Consider the following 20256-nt stretch of genomic DNA (forward strand, 5'->3'; position numbering starts at 1 on the left):
ATGTGGCCCTTCAAACGCAAATTGGAAAAGCGCGATGTGGCGACCGGCTACACGGCTGCGATCTTGGCGGCGCGCGAATCCTATATCGCGGGCGTCTCTGGCATCGCGGAACTGACGGCGACGGTTCAAACCTGCGTCACGCTCTGGGAATCGGCTTTCGCTCTGGCCGATGTGACCGGCACCGACCTTCTGGACCGCAAGACGATGGCCCTCATTGCCCGCTCTGCGGCGATCCGGGGCGAATCGGTGTTGCTGATCCGGGACCGGCTTATCCCCTGCGCCGATTGGGATCTGTCCACCCGCGACGGCATCCCGCGCGCCTATCGCGTCACCGTCTCCGAAGCGGGCGGCTCGACCTCGACCACGGTTCTTGCGGGCGAGGTCATTCACTTGCGGCTGGGCGTTGATCCGGTGGCACCTTGGACGGGGCAAGCACCGCTGCGGCGGTCCAGCCTCACGGCGAGCCTGTTGCAAGAGGTGGAAACCGCGCTGCGCGATACATGGCAAAACGCGCCGATGGGGTCGCAGATCGCACACATGCCCGAGGGCAGCGCGAGCGACATGGCGGCAATGCGCGCGGCGCTCAAAGGGCGGCGCGGTTCCTCGCTCGTTGTGGAGGGCGTGGCGCAGGCGACGGCGGCGGGCATGAACCCGAACCTTGGCAGATCGCCCGACCAACTCACGCCCGATCTGCAACGCGCCATGCCGACCGAAACCCTCGAAGCGGCGCGGGGCGCGATCTGTGCGGCCTTTGGCGTGCTGCCCGCGCTGTTCAGCCAAGCCGCTCAAGGGCCGCTGGTGCGCGAGGCGCAACGGCATTTGGCCGGGTGGGTGCTGCAACCGATGGCCGAACTCTTGGCTGAAGAATGCCGCGAAAAACTGGGCGCCGATGTTCTCATTGATGTGGGCCGACCGCTGCAAGCCTTCGATGCAGGGGGCCGCGCGCGTGCGCTCTCGCAGCTGATCGAGGCAATGGGCCGTGCCAAGGAATTGGGGCTTTCCCCCGACGAACTGGGCGGCGCGCTCAAGGCTGTGAACTGGGGCGGCGGCGACTCGCTGGCGTGATCGAATAGGGCAGGATGCGCCCGGCGCTCATCTTCCGCCGAAGCATCTGGGATTAGACGGAGAGTGCCCCGGTTCTTGGCCGAAAACCCCGTCAAGGCGCGGCCCCTTGGTCTCCTTTCGTCGGGGGCGCGGCGCAGATCGGCACGGGTTGGACCGGGGCCGATCATGGGGCCGGGGCACGCCGCGCGCTGTCCCGGCCTTAGTCTTTGGTGATCGGGCGGAAGGTTAAACCGTCCTTTTCGGAAAGCGAAATGCGAACTGGCGCCTTTTCCTCGGACAGGCGATCGTTGATCCTTGCCTCAAATGCCAGCCGCTCGACCTCTGGCAACTTGCGCCCGCAATTCGTCCATTCCTCGAAGGCGAACGAATACCAGTCGAAAGGGGCCGGGTCAGGGTATGCTTCCCCAAGCGTGGCGACAATTTCCGCATTCATGCTGCGGTTGTTCTGATCCGCTGCGGCCTTGATCCTGTCGCGCATCCCCTCGGGAAGCCGAATGACGAATTTATCACTGTCTCGATTGGTCGGAATCGCCATGGTCACCTCTTTTCGTGGCACCGTGCCACAACTTTGCACTTGACGGAATAAAGGCACGGTGCCACCTTGCAGGCACGGTGCCACTAAGGGGTGAACCAATGACACACGACCGCAAACCGATGCAGCTTCGCTTGCCCGCTGACCTCAAGGCTTGGATCAAGGCCGAGGCCGAGCGGAACGGGCGTTCCCAAAACTCGGAAGTTGTCCAAGTGCTCTTGGCCGCCATGAAGCGCACCGAACCCGCCAACTGACCTAGGAACAAACACCATGACCCAAGAAAAACGCGCCTGCGCGACCGATGAAGTTTTGCACAGGATCAACGATGCAAGGGACGCCCTGCACGATGTTCGCAGCATCGTCACCCTAGTAGAAATGGCAACGGAACATAACCCGACCGACGAAAACAACGCCATTTCATTTGCTTGCGCTCAGGCTGTTAACAAGGTTGACGACATAGGCGCCCGTCTTGCCCTTGCCGCCGATCTGGTGAAAGGCGGTGCCCAATGATCACCGTCAACAAGGAAAAGGGCGTCGCGATCATCGACGGCGAAGAAGTTGAGGTGGCCGACCTCTGCCTTGCCCTCTCGGAGTTGGGCTATACCGTCAAGCCCATCCCGTTCCCCGACTTTACGCCCGAAGAAGTTGAGGCGGCTCGTTCGGCTCTCGAACGCCTGATCGGTGAAGCCGAGGCGGACAAGATTGCAAAAGGCGGTGCCCAATGATCACGCTCGACCAACTGCGCACCGCTGACCCGCGCGATATTGCCGTCCCCTTGGCTGGCACCGTTTCTGCCCTGATCTGCACCGCTCGCCTTGCGCTTGAAAACGAGACAAGCGGGAGGGATGCGCGTCACTGCGCAGCAACCGTGCTGGAATTGGCCGAAGAACTTTCGGACCTCTTAGACACAGGCGCGGAATTTTTGCAGCGCGATGCCAAGCGCGGGCTGTGGGCTGAGAAAACCGAGGCGGCGGCGTGATGAATTGCCAACCCGATATGCTCCCGCGCTTGCAATTTCATTTTGGATTGCGTAAAGTCAAAACCAATATGGAGGTTTGCAGCATGGCGAGCGTATCGGAACTTGTGGAAGACGTGGCGGAGGTCATGCAAGAACCCGTGGAGACGGTGAACGCCTATGCGCGCGCACTGATTGATGCGGGCCTTTTGCCCAAGAGCCGGGGCCGCGCTATTGCGCAGGTTACGCGGCTTCACATCGTTTCACTTTTTGCCGCTGTTTGCCTTGAACCAAAGATCAAAGATGCTGCCGAGACTGTCGAAAGATACCTTTCTTTAAGGCTTGCCGGTGTGCCGGAAGGTGCGCCCAAGCATATCAGTTTCAGCGCGGGTGAGTATCTGACTTCCCTCTTTGAAGTGATCCACACCCACCCGAAAGGCGAAGACAACAAAGCCGCGCGAAAAACTGCCATAAACGTAAATATCTTATTCGTGAGAAACTGGCCCGAGATCGAAATTCAATCCGGTGGGGAAGATGGCGGGGCGACACTGTTCCGCTTCAAGGCCGGAAATCCGAGCCATTGGGAAGATCAAGTGAAGCGCGTAACGATCATGAACGGACGTGCCGTTCTGCTTTTGGGCTTCGGAAAAGGCCGCGATTACATCGGCGAGACGATGGAGGAATAACCACGCATGGCGAACCTGACCCCGATCCTTGCGAACGAAAAGACTGCCGCCGCGCTGCTCGACATGCCGGTGCCGGAATTTCGCGCGCTGGTGGATGGGGGGCACCTGCCGAAGGGGCGGGAAATCGCCCCCGGCGTGATCCGCTGGGAAGCCGAGGCGCTGCGCCAGATCGGGCGCGGCGATGCGATCGACGGGGGTATCGACTGGTGAGAAAAGAGGGCCGCAAACGCTATGTGCGCGAGACGAAGCCGGGCTTCGTCTACTTCTACCGGGGCGGCAAATACCTGCACCGCTTCACGGCACCCGAGGGCACAGCCGAATTTGACCGGCAGTATTGGGAAGTCATGACCGGCAAGACCCAAGAGGCGAAGCGCTCCTGGGCGGCGGCGATCAAGATTCTTCGGACCTCTGATCGCTGGGCCGATCATTCGCCGCGCTATCGTCAAGACCTCGAACCCGTGCTGGAATACCTCGAAGGCAAGATCGGCAAACACGATGTGCGGCGCCTCACGGCTGCGGACATCTACGCCGCGATGGATGCGAACAAGCATCGGGTCCGATTCGCAAACTACATTCCCGTGGCGGTCTCGATGATCGCCAAAGAGGTGCTGCGGCTGCGCTGGCTCACCGACAACCCGGCAGTTGGGATTGAGCGGCTCAAGGTGCCGAAGGGCAAGAAACAGCCGCATGTGCCGTGGACCGATGCTGCAATTGCGAAATTCCGGGCCGAAGCTGGGCCGCTTGAGCGGCTGATTTTCGAGATCGGCGTGGGCACTGTCCAGCGTCCCGGCGATTGGGTTGGGTTCCGCTGGGGAGACTATGACCCGACCGGCGATGGCTCCCTGACCCTGCGCCAGAACAAAAGCGACATGCCTTTGGTTCTGCCCTGCACCGAAGCCCTGAAAGCCGCTCTGGACGCAGCCAAAGCCGCCCTGCCTTACGCTCCGATGCCGAACCGCTTCATCATCTGCAAGCAGGACGGCAGCGCCATGACCTATCGCCGCTTGGCCGAGATCATGCTTGCCGAACGGCAGCGCCTTGGCCTTGAGGCCTATGACCTGCACGCCATGCGCTATCGCGGCGTGATGGAACTGGCTTGGGCGGGCTGCGAAGACGACGAGATCATGAGTTACTCTGGTCACTCCACGAAGGCGATGGTTCGCAAGTATGCGGGCGAGGCGCGGCAGATCATGCGCGCCCGCCAAGCGCGGGAAAAGCGCAGATGAACAGAACGGAACCGAAACAAGAACGTGATAACCGGAGTGATAACCGCTTGACCGTGCCCTTCGAAAAAACTAAGGAACACAACAGCGAGGCGGGTTGGCGGAGAGGTTACGCAGCGGATTGCAAATCCGTGAAGACCGGTTCGATTCCGGTACCCGCCTCCAAATCTCCCAAGCATTTCTCGGACACGGCAAAAATCGGTTCACGCGCTGAATTGCGCGTTCGCGTCCCGTTTGCCTTTTGCCCGCATCGGGTTCTGTGGCGGCCATACGCGATTCGTAACGCGCGTGCGGCTCTTGGCTGCCCGTCCCCAGCCCCCCCGACTTTGCACTTAAAGATCTGAATTAACGCCTTATTCCTTCGTGACCAAAGCTCCGCACGGTGCGTTTGCAGAGCATCAATCTGGCTCTGTCAGCTTTCCTCCGCAACGACCCAAGGAGTTGATGATGAGCAACCGCTTTCAGAGCACTCTGTGCACCAGCGCAGGACGGGCAAAACGGGTGGGGCCTACCTGCCACAATCGGCAGCACTGCCGCCTAATCCCCGCCCCCGGCCAGCAGATCGGGGGGCAAGGATGCAACGCATGATCGGGCTGGGCGGCCTTGGGCTGGGCGGCCTTGCAACCAGCCAAAATAGCAACAGCACACCGACGGGATTCCCCCGTGTCCTGACCATGAACGGCGCAATCGTCGTGGACGCCGCGGGTGCGGCATATGTTTTGGAGGCGCAGTGATATGGCGATCACCTCATTTCCGATTGAAACCATCTCTGGCGACGGGCTGATCGCGCAGATCACGGCGGCGCGTGACTTGGCGTTGGCTGGCTCGCCGTACCGGCTCGCAAGCTTTGTCGAACTGGCGACACGGCTTGTGTATTCAGGGGCAACGGCTGGCCAAATCACCGTGGCGGCGGGCGATGTGATCGACGTGATCGGTTGCGGGGCTTACACCGTTGCGGCATCTGGCGCGACCGACGCCGACCTGTCTTACGCCGCCAAGCTTTATGCTTTGCCCGACAAAGGGCGGTTGAGCATTGAGCAATTTGGCGGCGGGACCGCCGTGGGCGACAACTCGCCCCCTGCCAATTTTGCGATGGCGGCGATTGAGCGCCTCGGTGGTGCGGCGCTGGTGTTCTCGGCGCCGGGCACTTACGAGTTTGGCGTGAGCAAAAACAACCCCTATGGCGCGGGCAAATGTTGCGTCGACATGACCTCCGACAAAACGACCGTGATCGTTGGCCCCGGCGCCACGCTCAAACTTTCCGATGGTGCGCAGACCGACGCGACGGGCCCAGTTTATCTGTTTGCAGGCGATGTCGCGCGCTCTGGCATTCGCTTTGAGGTGGATGGGGCCATCTCGAATAACAAAAACGGCCAGCCCGGTTGGACGGGGGGCTATTCCCAAGCGGGTGCGGGGGGATGCTGCGTGCTGTTTAAAGGCAGCACGCCCGGTGGCCGCTATGAATTTATGGGCACCGGCACGATTGGCGATTGTTTTTCAAACCCCATCGACATTAGCGCCGCAATAGCGCGCGGCGGGAGCGTTCATTTCGGCCAGATCACCTATACCAACTGCGGTGAGGGGCCGGAGATCGCAGGTTTTGATCAGGTGACGGGAACACCCTGCTACGTCCTCGACGAAGATTTCCAGATGGCCGGTGACGGGATTGAGATCGCCCGTTGCGGCGATGTTGTGCTGGAGAACATACGTGTTGAATGTCGCCAAGGCAGCCCGAAAGGGTCGGCGCTAGAATTCTATGGCTGTGAAACCGTCACCGTGCAGGGATACACCGTGTTAAACTGGTGGGATTTGATCGGCCTCGGGGCACCTGCTGGGGGGGTGAATGCTTTCGTCTTCCCGAAGCCCGTGTTGATGAATGGCCGCGTGATTGGGCTGCAATCCTCAACTGGGATCGTAGATGGCTATCAAGGGCTTACAAATCCGAACCGGATTGTCTTTGATGGGCTGCATATGTCGGACAGCCCGAACACGATCCCACTTTACGTCACCGGTGACAGCACGGCCGAACCGATCGAGTTCTACAACGTCAAATTTGACAACTGCAAAAAGGTGATCGTTCTTTCTGATCGTCACCACATCTGGCACGGCGGCGGAAACGCCAACAGCTCTGACGTTGCCTTTGAGTTCCAAGCACAGAAAGATGATGACGCGCGCAGCATTGATTGGCGCAATCTTGATTTTACGGGCTCCGTATCCGGGGCCCGGATCAACTCGCTCACCCGGACAGGGTTCAAGATCAAAGGCGTGATCACGAATTGCCACATGGATACGCTGGCCCAATGGCCAAATGGCGACAGCGACGTGGACTATTCTGAGCTTATTTCGGACGGCAACAAACCAGATGTCTATGTGGGTACGTCTACGGATATCGGGGCGTTCATGCGCTGCCAGATTCGCAGCGCGCCGGGGGGCTTTGTCAACGAAGTGCGCAACCCGAGCGCGGGGATGGTGTTGCAGATCATGAACCAAAGCGGCAGCGCCATGACGCTCGCGCATGACAACAGCTCTGTCGCAGATGCCCCGCTTCGCTATGCGCCGCTGTTCAATCTTAGCGGCGTGAATGATGTGCTCGCGACCGGACACTCGCGTTTTTACCGTTTCTTGAACGCAAGCGAGGCACCGGGCGGCGCTGCGGGTATGTATGAGATCGGCTGATCCCATCTGAAGCGCTGAAGATTGCGCGCCCGCCTGTTGCATGGCGGGCGCGCACCATGGGCGCTTTTCGGTGGTTTGTCGGATGCCAAGCGGCTTTGAAGCCCCAACCTCGCGGTTGAACCGCCGTGCCCACGGGTCTATGGCGAGGGAACCCCTTTTTTTGGTTTTCAAGCCTGCGGGAGCTTCGCGCATGATGCAGCCTCCTTTTGTGATTTCGATTCAGAGCCAAGTCGTCTTTGGCCATGTCGGCAATTCGGCGGCGCTGTTTCCGATGCAGGCGGCGGGGCTGGAGGTGGCGGCGATTCCGACGGTCGTCTTCTCGAATACCCCCGACTACCCCACCCTGCGCGGCCAAGCCTTGCCGCCAGAGTTCTTTGCCGATTTGCTGCGCGGGGCGCATGAGCGCGAGTTGCCACAACGCGCGGATTTCTTGCTGACCGGCTATATTGGGTCGCGCGATGTGGCCGAGCAGGTGGCCACCTTTGTTGCCGAGGCGAAAGCGCTGAACCCAAAGCTGATTTATCTGTGCGATCCGGTTCTGGGTGATGAGGGGCCGGGACTTTATGTGCCCGAAACCATTGCCGATGTGCTGCGGGATCGGCTTTTGCTCTTGGCCGATATTGCCACCCCAAACCCGTTTGAACTGGCTTGGCTGACGGGACAAAGCATCACCCGTCTGGAAGACCTTGAGGCGGCGCGCGCGCAATTGGCGCTGGCCCCAGCGGCGCATCTGGTCGCCACCGGCTGCCGGTTGCAGGACACGCCCAAAGGGCAAATCGAGAGCGTGGTTCTGAGCCCGGAGAGCACAACGCGCCTTGCCGCCGAATATCTGCCAATCGCCAAGCCCGGCACCGGGGATCTGTTTGCCGGGCTGATTATTGCAGGGCTGGGCCGCGGGATGCGCCTGCCGCAAGCGGTAGAAATGGCGCAGAAGCTTGTGGGCCGCTCACTCGCCCATGCGGAGGCCTTGGGCGCCGGGGAAGTTGTGTTGAGCGAACCCAGCTTCCGGCAAGAACTGTTGTCTTTGGGAACGCAGCCCTAATCCGAAAGTGTTCCAGAAAGACTTGACCCCGCCAAGGGCGGGGTCTGAGATCATTCGTCCATTTTAAGCGCAGCGATGAAGGCCGATTGCGGGATTTCCACTTTCCCGAACTGGCGCATCTTCTTCTTCCCGGCTTTTTGCTTTTCGAGCAGCTTTTTCTTCCGGGTTGCGTCGCCGCCATAGCATTTCGCCGTCACGTCTTTGCGCATTGCCGAAAGCGTTTCGCGCGCGATCACCCGGCCCCCAATGGCGGCTTGGATCGGAATTTTGAACATGTGCCGCGGGATCAGGTCTTTGAGCTTTTCGACCATCGCGCGGCCACGGCTTTCGGCGCGGTCGCGGTGAACCATGATCGACAGCGCATCCACCGGCTCGTCGTTCACAAGGATCGACATTTTCACCAGATAGTCTTCGCGATATTCGGCCAGTTGATAGTCAAAGCTCGCATAGCCTTTGGTGACCGATTTCAGCCGGTCGTAAAAGTCGAACACGACCTCCGAGAGCGGCAGGTCATAAACCACCATCGCGCGGGTGCCCGCATAGGTGAGGTCGAGCTGAATGCCGCGACGGTCTTGGCAAAGCTTGAGCACATCGCCCAGATATTCATCCGGCACCATGATCGTGGCTTTGATGCGCGGCTCTTCGATATGATCAACATAGGTAAGGTCGGGCATATCGGCGGGATTGTGCAATTCGCGCACCTCGCCGTCTTTCATGTAGAGCTTGAACACAACGCTCGGCGCAGTGGTGATCAGATCAAGATCATATTCGCGCTCAAGCCGGTCACGGATGACCTCAAGGTGCAACAGCCCCAAGAAGCCGCAGCGGAAGCCAAAGCCGAGCGCGGCGGAGGTTTCCATCTCATAGCTGAACGAGGCGTCATTCAGCGCCAGCTTTTCAATCGCGTCACGCAGCGCGTCGAAATCGTTGGAATCGACCGGGAACAGGCCGCAGAACACCACCGGCTGCGCGGGTTTGAAGCCCGGCAGGGGTTTGTCGCAGGGCTTTTTCTCATGGGTGATCGTATCGCCCACGCGCGTGTCGCGCACCTGTTTGATCGAGGCGGTGAACACGCCAATCTCGCCCGGGCCAAGCTCCGCAATATCGACCATGCGCGGCTTCAGCACGGCAAGCTTATCGATGCGGTAGGCTGCACCGGTTTGCATCATCTTGATCTGGTCGCCCTTGCGAACCACCCCATCCATGACGCGGATCATCACGACGACGCCAAGATAGGCATCATACCAGCTATCGACCAGCATCGCTTTGAGCGGCGCATCGCGCACCCCTTCGGGGGCGGGCAGGCGCTGCACGATGGCTTCAAGCACATCGGGAATACCAAGGCCGGTTTTCGCCGAAATCGGCACCGCATCCGAGGCGTCAATGCCGATCACATCTTCAATGTTCGCCTTCACAGCCTCCGGGTCGGCGGCAGGCAGGTCGATCTTGTTCAGAACCGGCACGATCTCATGGCCTGCATCGATCGCTTGATAGACGTTGGCGAGGGTCTGCGCTTCCACACCTTGCGAAGCATCAACCACCAAAAGCGAGCCTTCGACGGCGCGCATCGAGCGGGAGACCTCATAGGCAAAGTCAACGTGGCCGGGGGTGTCGATCAAGTTCAGGATATAGGTTTGCCCATCCTTCGCCGGATACTCGATCCGCACGGTGTTCGCCTTGATGGTGATACCGCGCTCGCGCTCGATATCCATGCTGTCGAGCAATTGCTCTTTCATCTCCCGGCTCGCCACTGTGCCCGTCATCTGGATCAGACGATCGGCCAGCGTGGATTTGCCGTGGTCGATATGCGCCACGATGGAGAAATTGCGGATGTGATCGAGCTTGTTCATGCGGCGCATATAGCCGCAAATAAAGGGTCCGGGAAGGGGGCATGCACGCGTGTGATGACGCGAAATTGCCATTGACCATGCCAAGCGCTTCGCGGATCAATCGCGCCATGAAGCCCCGGAGGTGCCCAATGATCCTTTCCGTCCCGAACATGACCTGTGGCCATTGCAAATCGGCCGTTGAAAACGCCATCACCGAAGTGGGTGGCACCGCATTGGTGAGCCTTGAAGACCGTGAGGTCGAGGTGAATGGCCTGCCCGAAGAAACCGTGCTCGCGGCGCTGAAAGCGGCGGGCTATGAGGCAGAGGTGATCGCCTGACTCAATAGGTTGGGGGATATCGCGTCGCTGCCGCAACATCTGACCTGACCTTTTGAACTTGGCAATTTATTGCCGAGACAATTGTGCCCTGTTGCCAGATCCCTTAGAAATAGCGTCAAATTCAAGGGATTTGGCACCGAACCTCCCGCAAATCAGAGGCAGCAGATGAAACATCTTCTCACCGCTACGGCGTTTGTTCTGGCTGGGACAGCCATGGCACATGCCGGGCCGATTGATACCGCTTGCTTGAAAGCTGGGCGCACCTCGGACCGCGCGCTGTGCGGCTGTATTCAGCAAGTGGCCGATCATGTGCTGTCGAAATCGGACCAGCGCCGCGCCGCGAAGTTCTTTGCCGAACCCGACATGGCGCAAGAAGTCCGCATGTCGAGCCGCGCGGCGGATGAAGATTTCTGGCTGCGCTACAAAGGCTTCGCGGAAACCGCCGAAGCTTATTGCGCCCCCTGAAGCCGCGCGAGCAGCGCTTTTGACCCTGCCTCGATGATGTCGAGGCAGCCGTTGAAATCGCGCGTGTAGTAAGGGTCGGGCACCTCTGACGTGCCCTGCGCCCCTTGCAAGAACATTTCCAGCCGGGCGGTGGCATCTGTCGGCATCACCGCCTGTGCATCGCGCAGGTTTTGCCGATCCATCGCCAGAATCATATCGAACTCATAAAAATCGGCCGGCGCCAATTGCCGCGCGCGCAGATCAGACAGGTCATAGCCGCGCTGACCCGCTGCCGATTGCATGGGGCCATAGGGCGCATCGCCCACATGCCAGCCCCCCGTTCCGGCACTATCAAGCGCCACCGCAAAACCGGCGTCTTGCGCCATTTTGCGAAACACCCCCTCCGCTGCGGGGGAACGACAAATGTTGCCAAGGCAAAGAAACAAGATACGCATGGGGCTGTTTTAGCGAAGGATCGAACGCATGGCTAGAATCGTGATTCTCACCGGGGCGGGGATTTCAGCAGAAAGCGGGATTCGCACCTTCCGCGCCAGCGATGGGCTTTGGGAAGAGCATCGAATCGAAGAGGTCGCCACGCCAGAGGGCTTCGCGCGCGACCCGGTTTTGGTGCAGCGATTCTATAATGCCCGCCGGGCCGCCGCCGCAGCGGCGCAACCCAATGCCGCGCATCTGGCTTTGGCCGAGTTGGAGGCTGATGGGCGGCATCAGGTTTTGGTGGTGACGCAAAACGTCGATGACCTGCATGAACGGGCTGGCACGCAAAATCTGATCCATATGCATGGCACGCTGAATGGCGCACTTTGCGCGGCTTGCAGCCATCGCTGGCCCGCGCCCCAAGAAATGAGCGCCAAAGACCCCTGCCCCGCTTGCAGCAAACCCGCAACGCGGCCCGATATCGTTTGGTTTGGCGAAATGCCTTATAGAATGGAGGAAATCTGGCCTGCCCTGCGCCGAGCGGACTTGTTTGTCTCGATTGGCACCTCAGGCAATGTCTATCCGGCAGCGGGCTTTGTGGCTGATGCAATGCATGCGGGCGTGCCGACGCTGGAATTGAACCTTGAGCCCTCGACCGGGACGCGTATGTTTGACGAGGCCCGTCACGGCCCCGCCACGCAGGTGGTTCCGGCTTGGGTGCGCGAGATGCTGGCGCAGGGGTAGATGAATCGCTTGACGCGGGGCGGCTTTGCCCTTATGCCCCGCGAACGGATTTCCGGGAACCGCGCTTAGCGGGTCTCGCAGTATTGGAAGTGGGCCGCGAGTGCCCGAGGAAACGAAGGAACATCGCCATGTCGCGCGTCTGCGAACTGACCGGCAAAGGCCCGATGTCGGGCAACAACATCAGCCACGCGAACAACAAAACGCGTCGCCGGTTTCTGCCGAACCTGAATGACGTCACCCTGATCTCTGACGTGCTGAACCAATCGTTCAAGCTGCGCGTGTCGGCCGCTGGCCTGCGCACCGTCGATCACCGTGGTGGCCTCGACGCCTTCTTGATGAAAGCCTCGGATGCCGAGCTTTCCTCGAACGCGCTGAAAATCAAGAAAGCCATCCTGAAGGCGCAAGCCGCGGCCTGATCGCTTCCTTGATCTGTGCAAGGCCCCGCCTCGGCGGGGCTTTTTGCATTTGCAATCAGCGTTGTAGGGCTGCCAGCATTTCCGCGGCGGCGGCGGCGGGCGCGGTTTGCCCCTCGGCCACGGCGGAGCCAAGCGCCTGCATTTGCGCGCGAATCGCAGGGTCGCTTTGCAGCCGGGCCAAAAGCCCCTCGCGCACTTCGGTTTCAAACCAGTGGCGGGCCTGTTCGGCGCGGCGGCGGTCAAAATGCCCGTTCTCGCGGCGCCATGCGGTCAGCGCGCCCATATCTTCCCAAGCGGCCTTCAGCCCCTCTTCCGCCAAGGCCGAGACCGCAACGGCTTTCGGGAAACCTTCGGGGTCTTGCGGGCGTTTGCGCAAGAGCCGCAGCGCGCCTGCGTAATCTGACATCGTGCGCAAAGCGGCGGGCTTCAGATCCCCATCCGCTTTGTTGACGAGAATCATATCGGCCATTTCCATGATGCCGCGCTTCACGCCTTGCAATTCATCGCCCCCCGCAGGGGCCATCAGCAGAATGAAAAGGTCGGTCATCTCCGCCACCAGCGTTTCGGATTGCCCCACACCCACGGTTTCAATCAACACCACGTCAAAGCCCGCCGCTTCGCACAGGCTCACCGCCTCGCGGGTGCGGCGCGCCACGCCCCCCAATTGCGCTTGGCTGGGTGAGGGGCGGATGAAGGCATTGGGTTCGCGCGAAAGCCGCTCCATCCGCGTTTTATCGCCCAAGATCGAACCACCCGAACGCGCCGATGACGGGTCCACCGCCAGAACGGCGACCTTAAGCCCCTGCCCCACCAGCATCATGCCAAAGCTCTCGATGAAGGTGGATTTCCCCACACCCGGCGTGCCCGAAAGGCCGATCCGCAAGGCTTGTTTGCCCGCGCTCGCAAGCCGCTCCAAAAGCGCGGTTGCTTGGGCGCGGTGATCGGCACGCCCCGATTCCACCAAGGTGATCGCCCGTGCCAAGGCTCTGCGTTCTCCGGCCAAAATCCGGGGGGCAAGCTCGGCGGCGGGATCGGTCATCAGCGTCATGGTCACCTTCATATACACGGGCTTTTGACAAGCCTGTCATCGGGTCATCGAACTGTTTCGGTTTCATGCCCTTTTCAGGCGGTGTATGTCCAGAGGCTAGGCCATCGATGAAAGGGGCACCGATGAACCGACCTTTCCGCATAATGACGACCTTTGCGCTGCTCGGGGCTTTGGCGCAGCCGGTTGCCGCAGATCAAACCGATCACATTGCTTTTGATGTCGTTCTCAAAGGGATCAAAGCAGGCGAATTGGTGATTGATGGCAAAATCCAAGGCAATCGCTATGGCGTGCGCGGGGTGATGCAGACCACGGGCCTTGCCGGAGCGATCAAGAAAATCCGCTACGATGCCAGCGCCGATGGGACATTTTCACGCGGACGCTTCAGCCCGCGCAGTACAGCGGTGAGCGCGCAGCGCGGCAATTCGCGTTCCAAGAACGCGGTCATTTATAACGCTGGCGTGCCCTCTTCGGTGATCCATGAGCCGCCCCGCACCCCCCGCAGCAGCGATGTGGACCCCGCCAAACAAGGCGGCACGATCGACCCGCTGACCGCGCTTTACGCCGTGCTGCGCGATGTCGACCGGGACGAGGCCTGCAAGCTCAAGGTGACCATGTTTGACGGCACGAAACGCTCGCAAGTTGCGCTTTCGTCCCCGCAGGCGGCGGGGGATGGCGTGGTCTGTTCGGGCGAATACCGCCGCTTGGCCGGTTTTTCAGACAAGGACATGGCGGAAAAGACCCGCTTCCCCTTCACCCTGACCTATGCGCCCACGCCCGATGGGCAGCGCTTGCAGGTGGTGGAAATTTCCACCGATACGATCCTTGGCAAAGGCCGCCTGAAACGGCGATAAGGGCCGGGTGAAAGACCAACTGCCCATAGATGCCATTTTGCCCGAACTGTGCCGCACGCTGGTTGCGGCAGGCCGTGTTGTGCTGATGGCGCCACCCGGCGCGGGCAAAACCACCCGTGTGCCACTTGCGCTGCTCGATCAGGTGGCAGGCCGTATCCTGATGCTGGAGCCACGCCGTTTGGCCGCGCGCACCGCCGCCGAGCGGATGGCGCAGACCTTGGGCGAAAAGGTCGGGGAAACGGTTGGCTACCGCATTCGCGGCGAAGCGAAGCTTTGCAAAACCACCCGGATCGAAGTGGTGACCGAGGGCATTTTGACCCGGATGCTGCAATCCGATCCAGAGCTGTCGGGCGTGGGCTGCGTGATCTTTGACGAATTTCACGAGCGTTCGCTCAATGCCGATTTGGGCCTTGCGCTTGCATGGGAGGCCCGCAGCGCGCTGCGCCCCGATTTGGCGCTGGTGGTGATGTCGGCCACGCTGGATGCCGCGCCGGTGGCCGCGCTTTTGGACGAGGCGCCGATCTTGCGCTCGGAGGGGCGCGCCTATCCGGTGGAAACCCGCTGGCTGCCGCGCCCGGTTGCGCAAGGGATGCGGCTTGAGGCCGCCGTGGCGGGGCTTGTGAGCCAAGCTTTGGAAGAAAGCCCCGGCAGCGTGCTGGTCTTCTTGCCCGGCGAGGGTGAGATTCGCCGGGTTGAGGCGCTGTTGCGTGACCGTCTGCCCAAAGACGTTGCCCTGCGCCCGCTTTTTGGCGCGATGGACTTTGCCGCCCAGCGCGCCGCAATCGCGCCTTGCGCGGTGGGGCGCAAAGTGGTGCTGGCCACAGCAATCGCCGAAACTTCGCTGACCATTGAAGATATTCGCGTGGTGGTGGATGCGGGCCGCGCGCGGCGGCTGCGGTTTGACCCGGCCTCGGGCATGGCGCGGCTGGTGACGGAGCGTGTATCTCGTGCGGAGGCCGAACAGCGCCGGGGCCGCGCGGGACGCGTGGCGGAAGGCACCTGTTACCGGCTTTGGACCAAGGGCGAAGAAGGCGCGCTGCCTGCCTTTGCGCCGCCAGAAATGGCGGTAGCCGATTTGGCGGGTCTGGCGTTAGAATTGGCCAGTTGGGGCAGCGATGGCGCGGATTTGGCGTTTTTAACCCCGCCGCCTGCGCCCGCCTTGGCCGAAGCCCGCGCGCTTTTGCAAAGCCTTGGTGCGCTCGATGGGCTGCGCATCACCGCGCATGGCAAGGCGCTGGCTGCGCTGCCTGTCCACCCGCGCTTGGCGCATATGCTGGTCACCGCCGGCCCCGAGGCCGCGCCCTTGGCAGCGCTTTTGGAAGAGCGCGACCCGATCCGGGGGGGCCCGGCAGACCTAAGCCTGCGGCTCACCGCGATCCGCGATCCGGGCCGCTATGAGGCGAACCACCCCGGCCAGCTTCATCGCGGCACGATTGAGCGGATCAAGACCGAGGCGAAGCGGCTTGCGCGGATGGTGCGCGACGTGCCCGAGCGCTACAGCCCCGCCGAGATGCTGGCGCTGGCCTACCCCGACCGGATCGGCCTGCGCCGCAAGGGCGATGCCGCACGTTATGTGCTGTCTGGCGGTAAAGGCGCGGTGGTGGATGAGGCCGATGGACTCGGCAAGCACCGGCTGATCATCGCCTCTGATCTGGATGGCGATCCGCGCGAGGCCCGCGTGCGCCAAGGTTTGGTGCTGGCCGATGCCGAGCTGCGCCGCCTTTATGGCGATCAGATCGGCTGGCAGGATGTCTGCGCATGGTCCAAGCGCGAAGGCCGCGTGGTGGCGCGCAAGCAAGAGCGTTTTGGCGCGCTGGTGCTGGAAGACCGCCATTGGCCCGATGCCCCGCCAGAGGCTTTGGCGCGTGGTGCGCTCGACGGGTTGCGGCAAATCGGGCTGACGCTCAGCCCCGGCGCGGCGCGGTTTCGCGCGCGGGTGGATATTTTGCGCGGCGATGGGGGCGATCTGCCTGACTTGTCTGATGAAGCGCTCCTTGCGGGCGAAGCGCTGCTGCCATGGCTCAAACGCGCCCGGACAGAAGCCGATCTGCGCAATCTTGACCTGACCGAGGCCCTGCGCGCCCAGCTTGACTGGAGCCAGATGGCAGAGCTTGACCGCCTCATGCCGGGCCATTTTGAAACGCCCTTGGGGCGGCGCGTGCCGATTGATTATGGCCCAGAGGTGCCGACGATCGAGGTCAAACTGCCCGAGATGTATGGCCTCACCATCCACCCCAGCGTGGGGCCAAAACGCCACCCTTTGCGGATTGCGCTGCTCTCGCCCGGCAACAAACCGATTCAGGTCACAATGGACCTGCCGGGATTTTGGGATGGCTCTTACGCCGAGGTGCGCAAGGAAATGCGCGGGCGCTACCCGCGCCACCCTTGGCCCGAAAACCCGCGCGAAGCGGACCCGACCACGCGCGCAAAACCCCGCGGCACTTAAGCCAGCGCCATATCCTCCCCATCGGATTCACGGCGCGCGGCCGAGCCGATGCGTTCGGCATGGACCACAAAGCCGATGATCGGCTGCCCACGATCTTGGCGCAATTCCGCCCGGCTGATCTGTGCCGCAAAGCCCGCCTGTGTGAGCAGATCGCGCAAATAGGTTTCCGCATGCGCATAGCGGCAGCTTTCACGCAAAACGAGCGGTTCAGGCCCCTCATGCGCCTCGGTCGTGAAAGCAAAGCGCCCCGCCGGTGCCAAGGCAAGCGCGACCCAAGCGATGATCTGTTCCAGCGCGCCAAGGTAGGCAAAGACATCCGCCGCGGTGATCAAATCCCACTGCTGGGCGGGCGCAGGCAAATCTGAGAGGTCGCATTTTGAAAGCGCATCATAAAGGCCCTTCGCCCCGGCCTCATGCAGCATTTGCGCGGAAATATCCCAGCCCTCGAGCCAGTCGCACAAAGGGCGCAACTCGGCCCCCATCAGCCCGGTGCCACAGCCCAAATCCAGCGCGCGGCCAAACGGACCGGTGATCTGCGCCCCAAGCAATTGCGGGGCGCGATAGGCGAGCGTGTCCACAAGCGCATGGTCAAAGCGCGGCGCATATTGGTCAAACAGTGTTTCCACAAAGGCCGAGGGCATGGTTTCGGCCTCGGGCCGCGCGTTGAGCAACTCAAGCCGCAACGCGGCGCCCATTTGGTCTGCAGGGTCCAAACGCAAGGCTTCGGCAAAAGCCTCTGCAGCCTCGGGCAAACCGTGTTCGGCGCGAATATCGCCAAGCCGGAACCAGCCCGCCGCCCAACCGGGGGCGAGTGCCAAGGCTTGGGTATAAAGATCGGCGGCGGCCACCGCATCGCCAGAGGCCAAGAGCCCCTCGGCGTAATCGGCGCGACGGTCGGCGACCAAATCGCCGGAAGAAAACTGGATCGTGGACATGATGCTCCTGAACGCTGGGAAAACCGGGGTTCAGGAAGGGACTACGACAGAGGCTGACGCATGTGGGGACTACCAAAAGGGAATGCCGCCATTAGCGCCGCCGCCCGTGCTGCGTCAAGAGAGGATAAGGATAGCAAAAGGGGGGCAGAACCGCCCCCCGCTGAAGGTGTTTGGCTTACTTGCCCAAGGCCCAGCGCATGATCGCTTTTTGCGCATGCAGACGGTTTTCGGCCTCGTCGAAAATCACCGAATGCGGGCCGTCCATCACCGCGCTTGTGGCCTCGTCATTGCGGTGCGCGGGCAGGCAATGCATGAACAGGCAATCGGGTTTGGCTTTCGCCATCAGCGCCTCGTTCACCTGATAGGCGCGCAATTGGTTGTGGCGGCGCTCTTTGGCCGATTCCGGGTCGTGCATGCTGACCCAAGTATCGGTGACGATCAGATCGGCGCCTTCAACCGCCTTTGCCGGATCCCGCTCAATCGCTACATTCACGCCTTTGGAGCGCGCGAATTCGATCCATTCGCGTTCGGGGTCGAGCGTTTGCGGGCCGGTGAAGGTCAGATCAAAGCCAAACTGCCCCGCCGCATGCAGGAACGAGGCGCAGACGTTGTTGCCGTCGCCCGACCAGACCACCTTGCGCCCGGCAATCGGGCCGCGATGTTCTTCATAGGTCATGATATCGGCCATGATCTGGCAGGGGTGGGTGCGGTTTGTGAGCCCGTTGATCACCGGGACCGAGGCATATTCCGCCATCTCGAGCAGCGTTTCTTCCTCAAACGTGCGGATCATGATCAGGTCCACATAGCGCGACAGCACGCGGGCGGTATCGGCGATGGTTTCGCCGTGCCCCAATTGCATATCCGAGCCAGAGAGCACCATCGTCTGCCCGCCCATCTGGCGCACGCCCACGTCAAAAGACACGCGGGTCCGGGTCGAGGGCTTTTCAAAGATCAGCGCCACCATGCAGCCATCGAGCGGCTTGTCATCATCGGGCGCGCCTTTCGGGCGCCCTTGGCGGGCGTCTTTCATCGCGCGGGCACTGTCGATCATCGCGCGCAATTCGGCCGGATCGGTGGTGTGGATATCAAGGAAATGGGTCATTTGTTTTGTCCTTTCGGAATGGCCGGGGGTCTCCCCCGGGCTCCCGAGGTCTTTTGGGGCCAGTCGCAGTTAGGCCGGGTTGGATTCGAGCGCCAAAGCAGCCGCGTCGAGGCGGCGCACTGCTTCGGCCATGTCGTCTTCAGAAATGGTAAGCGCGGGCAAAAGCCGCAGCACATTATCCGCCGCAGGCACGGTCAGCAGATTTTGCGCATAGGCCGCCTGCACCAGCTCCACCGGGGCAGGTTTGCATTTGAGCCCGAGCATCAGACCTTGGCCCCGCACTTCGGTGAAAATGTCAGGATGCGCAGCCACCAGACCTTCCAGCCGCTGGCGCAAAAAGGCGGCCTTACGGCTGACCTCTTCCATGAAACCTTCTGCGGTGACGATTTCCATCACCTTCGCGCCAATCGCGCAGCCCAGCGGGTTGCCGCCATAGGTGGAGCCATGCGTGCCCGCCGTCATGCCAGAGGCCGCGTTTTCGGTTGCCAGCACCGCACCCAGCGGGAAGCCGCCGCCAATGCCTTTGGCGACCATCATCACATCCGGCGTCACCCCCGCCCATTCATGCGCGAAAAGTTTGCCCGTGCGGGCCACGCCGCATTGCACCTCGTCAAAGACCAAAAGCGTGCCGGTTTCATCGCAAATCTCGCGCAGTGCTTTGAGGAACGCATCCGAGGCCGGGCGGATGCCGCCCTCACCTTGGATCGGTTCAATCATAATCGCGGCGGTGTTTTCGGTGATGGCGGCTTTCACCGCCTCAATGTCATCCCACGGCAGATGCACAAAACCCTCAAGCAGCGGGCCAAAGCCTTTGACCATTTTTTCTGACCCAGCCGCCGCAATGGCCGCAGAAGACCGACCATGGAACGCGCCCGCAAAGGTCAAAATCTCCACCCGCTCGGGTGCGCCTTTCTCATACCAATATTTGCGCACCATCTTCACGGCGAGCTCACAGGCTTCGGTGCCCGAATTGGTGAAAAAGACCGTATCTGCAAAGGTGTTCGCGACCAAAAGATCCGCAAGCTTTTGCTGTTCGGGAATTTGGTAGAGGTTCGAGACGTGCCAAAGCTTGCCCGCTTGCTCGGTCAGCGTGGCCACAAGTTCGGGCGCAGCGTGGCCCAAAGCATTGACCGCGATCCCCGCGCCCAAATCCAAATATCGGCTCCCATCCGCCGTTTCGAGCCAAGAGCCTTCGCCCTTCACAAAGGCAAGGGGCGCACGCGAATAGGTCGGCAAGATGGAAGCGATCATGTCAAGCTCCGAAAAAGGAAGGCCAAGGGGTGCAACGGCGCAGGCGCGCTGTCAACGGCTTCGGGCCAAAGGGGACGGTTTTGTGGAAGGATGTGGCAGCACGCCACGGCAGATCAGACGTCAGACGCTAAAGCGGCGACGTCGCGAACGGGCGATATATGCGGTCCGAGTGATCATGCATTGCGCTTAGCGCTGACAGATGCGGCTGTCAAAGCAATTGCTCGGGCTCTTCACGCTT

The 20256-nt window shown here is 61.4% G+C and carries 24 protein-coding genes and 1 tRNA gene; 18 read left to right on the forward strand and 7 right to left on the reverse strand.

Annotation, left to right across the window (positions count from 1 at the left end):
* Positions 1 to 1065 carry a phage portal protein gene (locus tag CRO18_RS12305; RefSeq protein WP_097082332.1) on the forward strand — a complete coding sequence of 355 codons (1065 nt, stop codon included), beginning with the start codon at positions 1 to 3 and terminating at the stop codon, positions 1063 to 1065.
* Positions 1066 to 1264: 199 nt separating this feature from the next.
* On the opposite strand, the gene CRO18_RS12310 is transcribed toward CRO18_RS12305, so the two are convergent.
* Positions 1265 to 1600 (reverse strand): Arc family DNA-binding protein, encoded by a 336-nt coding sequence (locus tag CRO18_RS12310; RefSeq protein ID WP_097082333.1) that lies wholly within the window; start codon positions 1598 to 1600, stop codon positions 1265 to 1267.
* A 98-nt stretch (positions 1601 to 1698) separates the two neighbouring features.
* Here CRO18_RS12310 and CRO18_RS12315 point away from each other — a divergent pair, with 98 nt between their 5' ends.
* From CRO18_RS12315 to pdxY, 11 genes are all read left to right on the forward strand, one after another.
* Entirely contained in the window at positions 1699 to 1851 is a 153-nt protein-coding gene (locus CRO18_RS12315) for an Arc family DNA-binding protein (protein ID WP_097082334.1), read from the forward strand.
* 16 nt (positions 1852 to 1867) lie between these two features.
* On the forward strand, positions 1868 to 2107 hold the full coding sequence (locus tag CRO18_RS12320) for a hypothetical protein (RefSeq protein WP_097082335.1): 240 nt from the start codon (positions 1868 to 1870) through the stop codon (positions 2105 to 2107).
* The gene (locus CRO18_RS12325; RefSeq protein ID WP_097082336.1) at positions 2104 to 2322 is read left to right on the forward strand and encodes a hypothetical protein; all 219 of its coding nucleotides are present in this window, start codon (positions 2104 to 2106) and stop codon (positions 2320 to 2322) included. The genes CRO18_RS12320 and CRO18_RS12325 overlap by 4 nt, the downstream gene beginning before the upstream one ends.
* Positions 2319 to 2576, forward strand: a complete 258-nt coding sequence (locus tag CRO18_RS12330; RefSeq protein ID WP_097082337.1) for a hypothetical protein — start codon at positions 2319 to 2321, stop codon at positions 2574 to 2576. Before CRO18_RS12325 ends, CRO18_RS12330 begins: the two co-directional genes overlap by 4 nt.
* An 83-nt stretch (positions 2577 to 2659) precedes the next feature.
* Positions 2660 to 3238 (forward strand): hypothetical protein, encoded by a 579-nt coding sequence (locus CRO18_RS12335; RefSeq protein WP_143128639.1) that lies wholly within the window; start codon positions 2660 to 2662, stop codon positions 3236 to 3238.
* A 6-nt stretch (positions 3239 to 3244) separates the two neighbouring features.
* Complete coding sequence (locus CRO18_RS12340) at positions 3245 to 3448, forward strand: hypothetical protein (protein ID WP_097082339.1); 204 nt, start codon at positions 3245 to 3247, stop codon at positions 3446 to 3448.
* Complete coding sequence (locus tag CRO18_RS12345) at positions 3445 to 4464, forward strand: tyrosine-type recombinase/integrase (protein ID WP_097082340.1); 1020 nt, start codon at positions 3445 to 3447, stop codon at positions 4462 to 4464. Before CRO18_RS12340 ends, CRO18_RS12345 begins: the two co-directional genes overlap by 4 nt.
* Before the next feature lie 88 nt (positions 4465 to 4552).
* Positions 4553 to 4626 (forward strand) — tRNA-Cys (locus tag CRO18_RS12350).
* A gap of 410 nt (positions 4627 to 5036) precedes the next feature.
* Entirely contained in the window at positions 5037 to 5195 is a 159-nt protein-coding gene (locus CRO18_RS18845; RefSeq protein WP_170952655.1) for a hypothetical protein, read from the forward strand.
* A 1-nt stretch (position 5196) separates the two neighbouring features.
* Entirely contained in the window at positions 5197 to 7137 is a 1941-nt protein-coding gene (locus tag CRO18_RS12355; protein WP_097082341.1) for a hypothetical protein, read from the forward strand.
* Positions 7138 to 7327: 190 nt separating this feature from the next.
* Positions 7328 to 8179 carry a pyridoxal kinase gene (pdxY, locus tag CRO18_RS12360; protein ID WP_097082393.1) on the forward strand — a complete coding sequence of 284 codons (852 nt, stop codon included), beginning with the start codon at positions 7328 to 7330 and terminating at the stop codon, positions 8177 to 8179.
* A 50-nt stretch (positions 8180 to 8229) separates the two neighbouring features.
* On the opposite strand, the gene lepA is transcribed toward pdxY, so the two are convergent.
* Complete coding sequence (gene lepA / locus CRO18_RS12365; RefSeq protein WP_170952656.1) at positions 8230 to 10029, reverse strand: translation elongation factor 4; 1800 nt, start codon at positions 10027 to 10029, stop codon at positions 8230 to 8232.
* Between the two features lie 128 nt (positions 10030 to 10157).
* Between lepA and CRO18_RS12370 the strand changes: the two genes are divergently transcribed.
* Positions 10158 to 10346 (forward strand): heavy-metal-associated domain-containing protein, encoded by a 189-nt coding sequence (locus CRO18_RS12370; RefSeq protein ID WP_076483838.1) that lies wholly within the window; start codon positions 10158 to 10160, stop codon positions 10344 to 10346.
* Between the two features lie 165 nt (positions 10347 to 10511).
* On the forward strand, positions 10512 to 10811 hold the full coding sequence (locus CRO18_RS12375; RefSeq protein WP_076483839.1) for a hypothetical protein: 300 nt from the start codon (positions 10512 to 10514) through the stop codon (positions 10809 to 10811).
* Here the strand turns inward: CRO18_RS12375 and CRO18_RS12380 are convergent.
* Complete coding sequence (locus CRO18_RS12380; RefSeq protein WP_097082343.1) at positions 10796 to 11245, reverse strand: low molecular weight protein-tyrosine-phosphatase; 450 nt, start codon at positions 11243 to 11245, stop codon at positions 10796 to 10798. The genes CRO18_RS12375 and CRO18_RS12380 overlap by 16 nt on opposite strands.
* A gap of 28 nt (positions 11246 to 11273) precedes the next feature.
* On the opposite strand from CRO18_RS12380, the gene CRO18_RS12385 reads away from it, so the two are divergent.
* Positions 11274 to 11969, forward strand: coding sequence for an NAD-dependent deacylase (locus CRO18_RS12385; RefSeq protein ID WP_097082344.1), 696 nt, complete (start codon positions 11274 to 11276; stop codon positions 11967 to 11969).
* A gap of 128 nt (positions 11970 to 12097) precedes the next feature.
* Complete coding sequence (gene rpmB / locus CRO18_RS12390; RefSeq protein WP_076483842.1) at positions 12098 to 12385, forward strand: 50S ribosomal protein L28; 288 nt, start codon at positions 12098 to 12100, stop codon at positions 12383 to 12385.
* A 55-nt stretch (positions 12386 to 12440) separates the two neighbouring features.
* On the opposite strand, the gene meaB is transcribed toward rpmB, so the two are convergent.
* A complete protein-coding gene (gene meaB / locus CRO18_RS12395; protein ID WP_097082394.1) occupies positions 12441 to 13424 on the reverse strand; it encodes a methylmalonyl Co-A mutase-associated GTPase MeaB in 984 nt (327 codons plus the stop codon).
* Between the two features lie 152 nt (positions 13425 to 13576).
* Here meaB and CRO18_RS12400 point away from each other — a divergent pair, with 152 nt between their 5' ends.
* Both CRO18_RS12400 and hrpB read left to right on the forward strand, forming a co-directional pair.
* Positions 13577 to 14284, forward strand: coding sequence for a DUF3108 domain-containing protein (locus CRO18_RS12400; RefSeq protein ID WP_076483843.1), 708 nt, complete (start codon positions 13577 to 13579; stop codon positions 14282 to 14284).
* A 7-nt stretch (positions 14285 to 14291) separates the two neighbouring features.
* Complete coding sequence (gene hrpB / locus CRO18_RS12405; protein WP_097082346.1) at positions 14292 to 16730, forward strand: ATP-dependent helicase HrpB; 2439 nt, start codon at positions 14292 to 14294, stop codon at positions 16728 to 16730.
* Here the strand turns inward: hrpB and CRO18_RS12410 are convergent.
* From CRO18_RS12410 to CRO18_RS12420, 3 genes are all read right to left on the reverse strand, one after another.
* Positions 16727 to 17665 carry a class I SAM-dependent methyltransferase gene (locus CRO18_RS12410; RefSeq protein WP_097082347.1) on the reverse strand — a complete coding sequence of 313 codons (939 nt, stop codon included), beginning with the start codon at positions 17663 to 17665 and terminating at the stop codon, positions 16727 to 16729. The two genes, hrpB and CRO18_RS12410, sit on opposite strands and share 4 nt — an antisense overlap.
* A gap of 175 nt (positions 17666 to 17840) precedes the next feature.
* On the reverse strand, positions 17841 to 18767 hold the full coding sequence (gene argF / locus CRO18_RS12415; protein ID WP_097082348.1) for an ornithine carbamoyltransferase: 927 nt from the start codon (positions 18765 to 18767) through the stop codon (positions 17841 to 17843).
* Positions 18768 to 18836: 69 nt separating this feature from the next.
* Positions 18837 to 20018 (reverse strand): aspartate aminotransferase family protein, encoded by a 1182-nt coding sequence (locus CRO18_RS12420; protein WP_097082349.1) that lies wholly within the window; start codon positions 20016 to 20018, stop codon positions 18837 to 18839.
* Positions 20019 to 20256: the final 238 nt, after the last annotated feature.

This window comes from Rhodobacter sp. JA431, assembly GCF_900217725.1.
GTDB classification, from domain to species: Bacteria; Pseudomonadota; Alphaproteobacteria; order Rhodobacterales; family Rhodobacteraceae; genus Rhodobacter; species Rhodobacter aestuarii.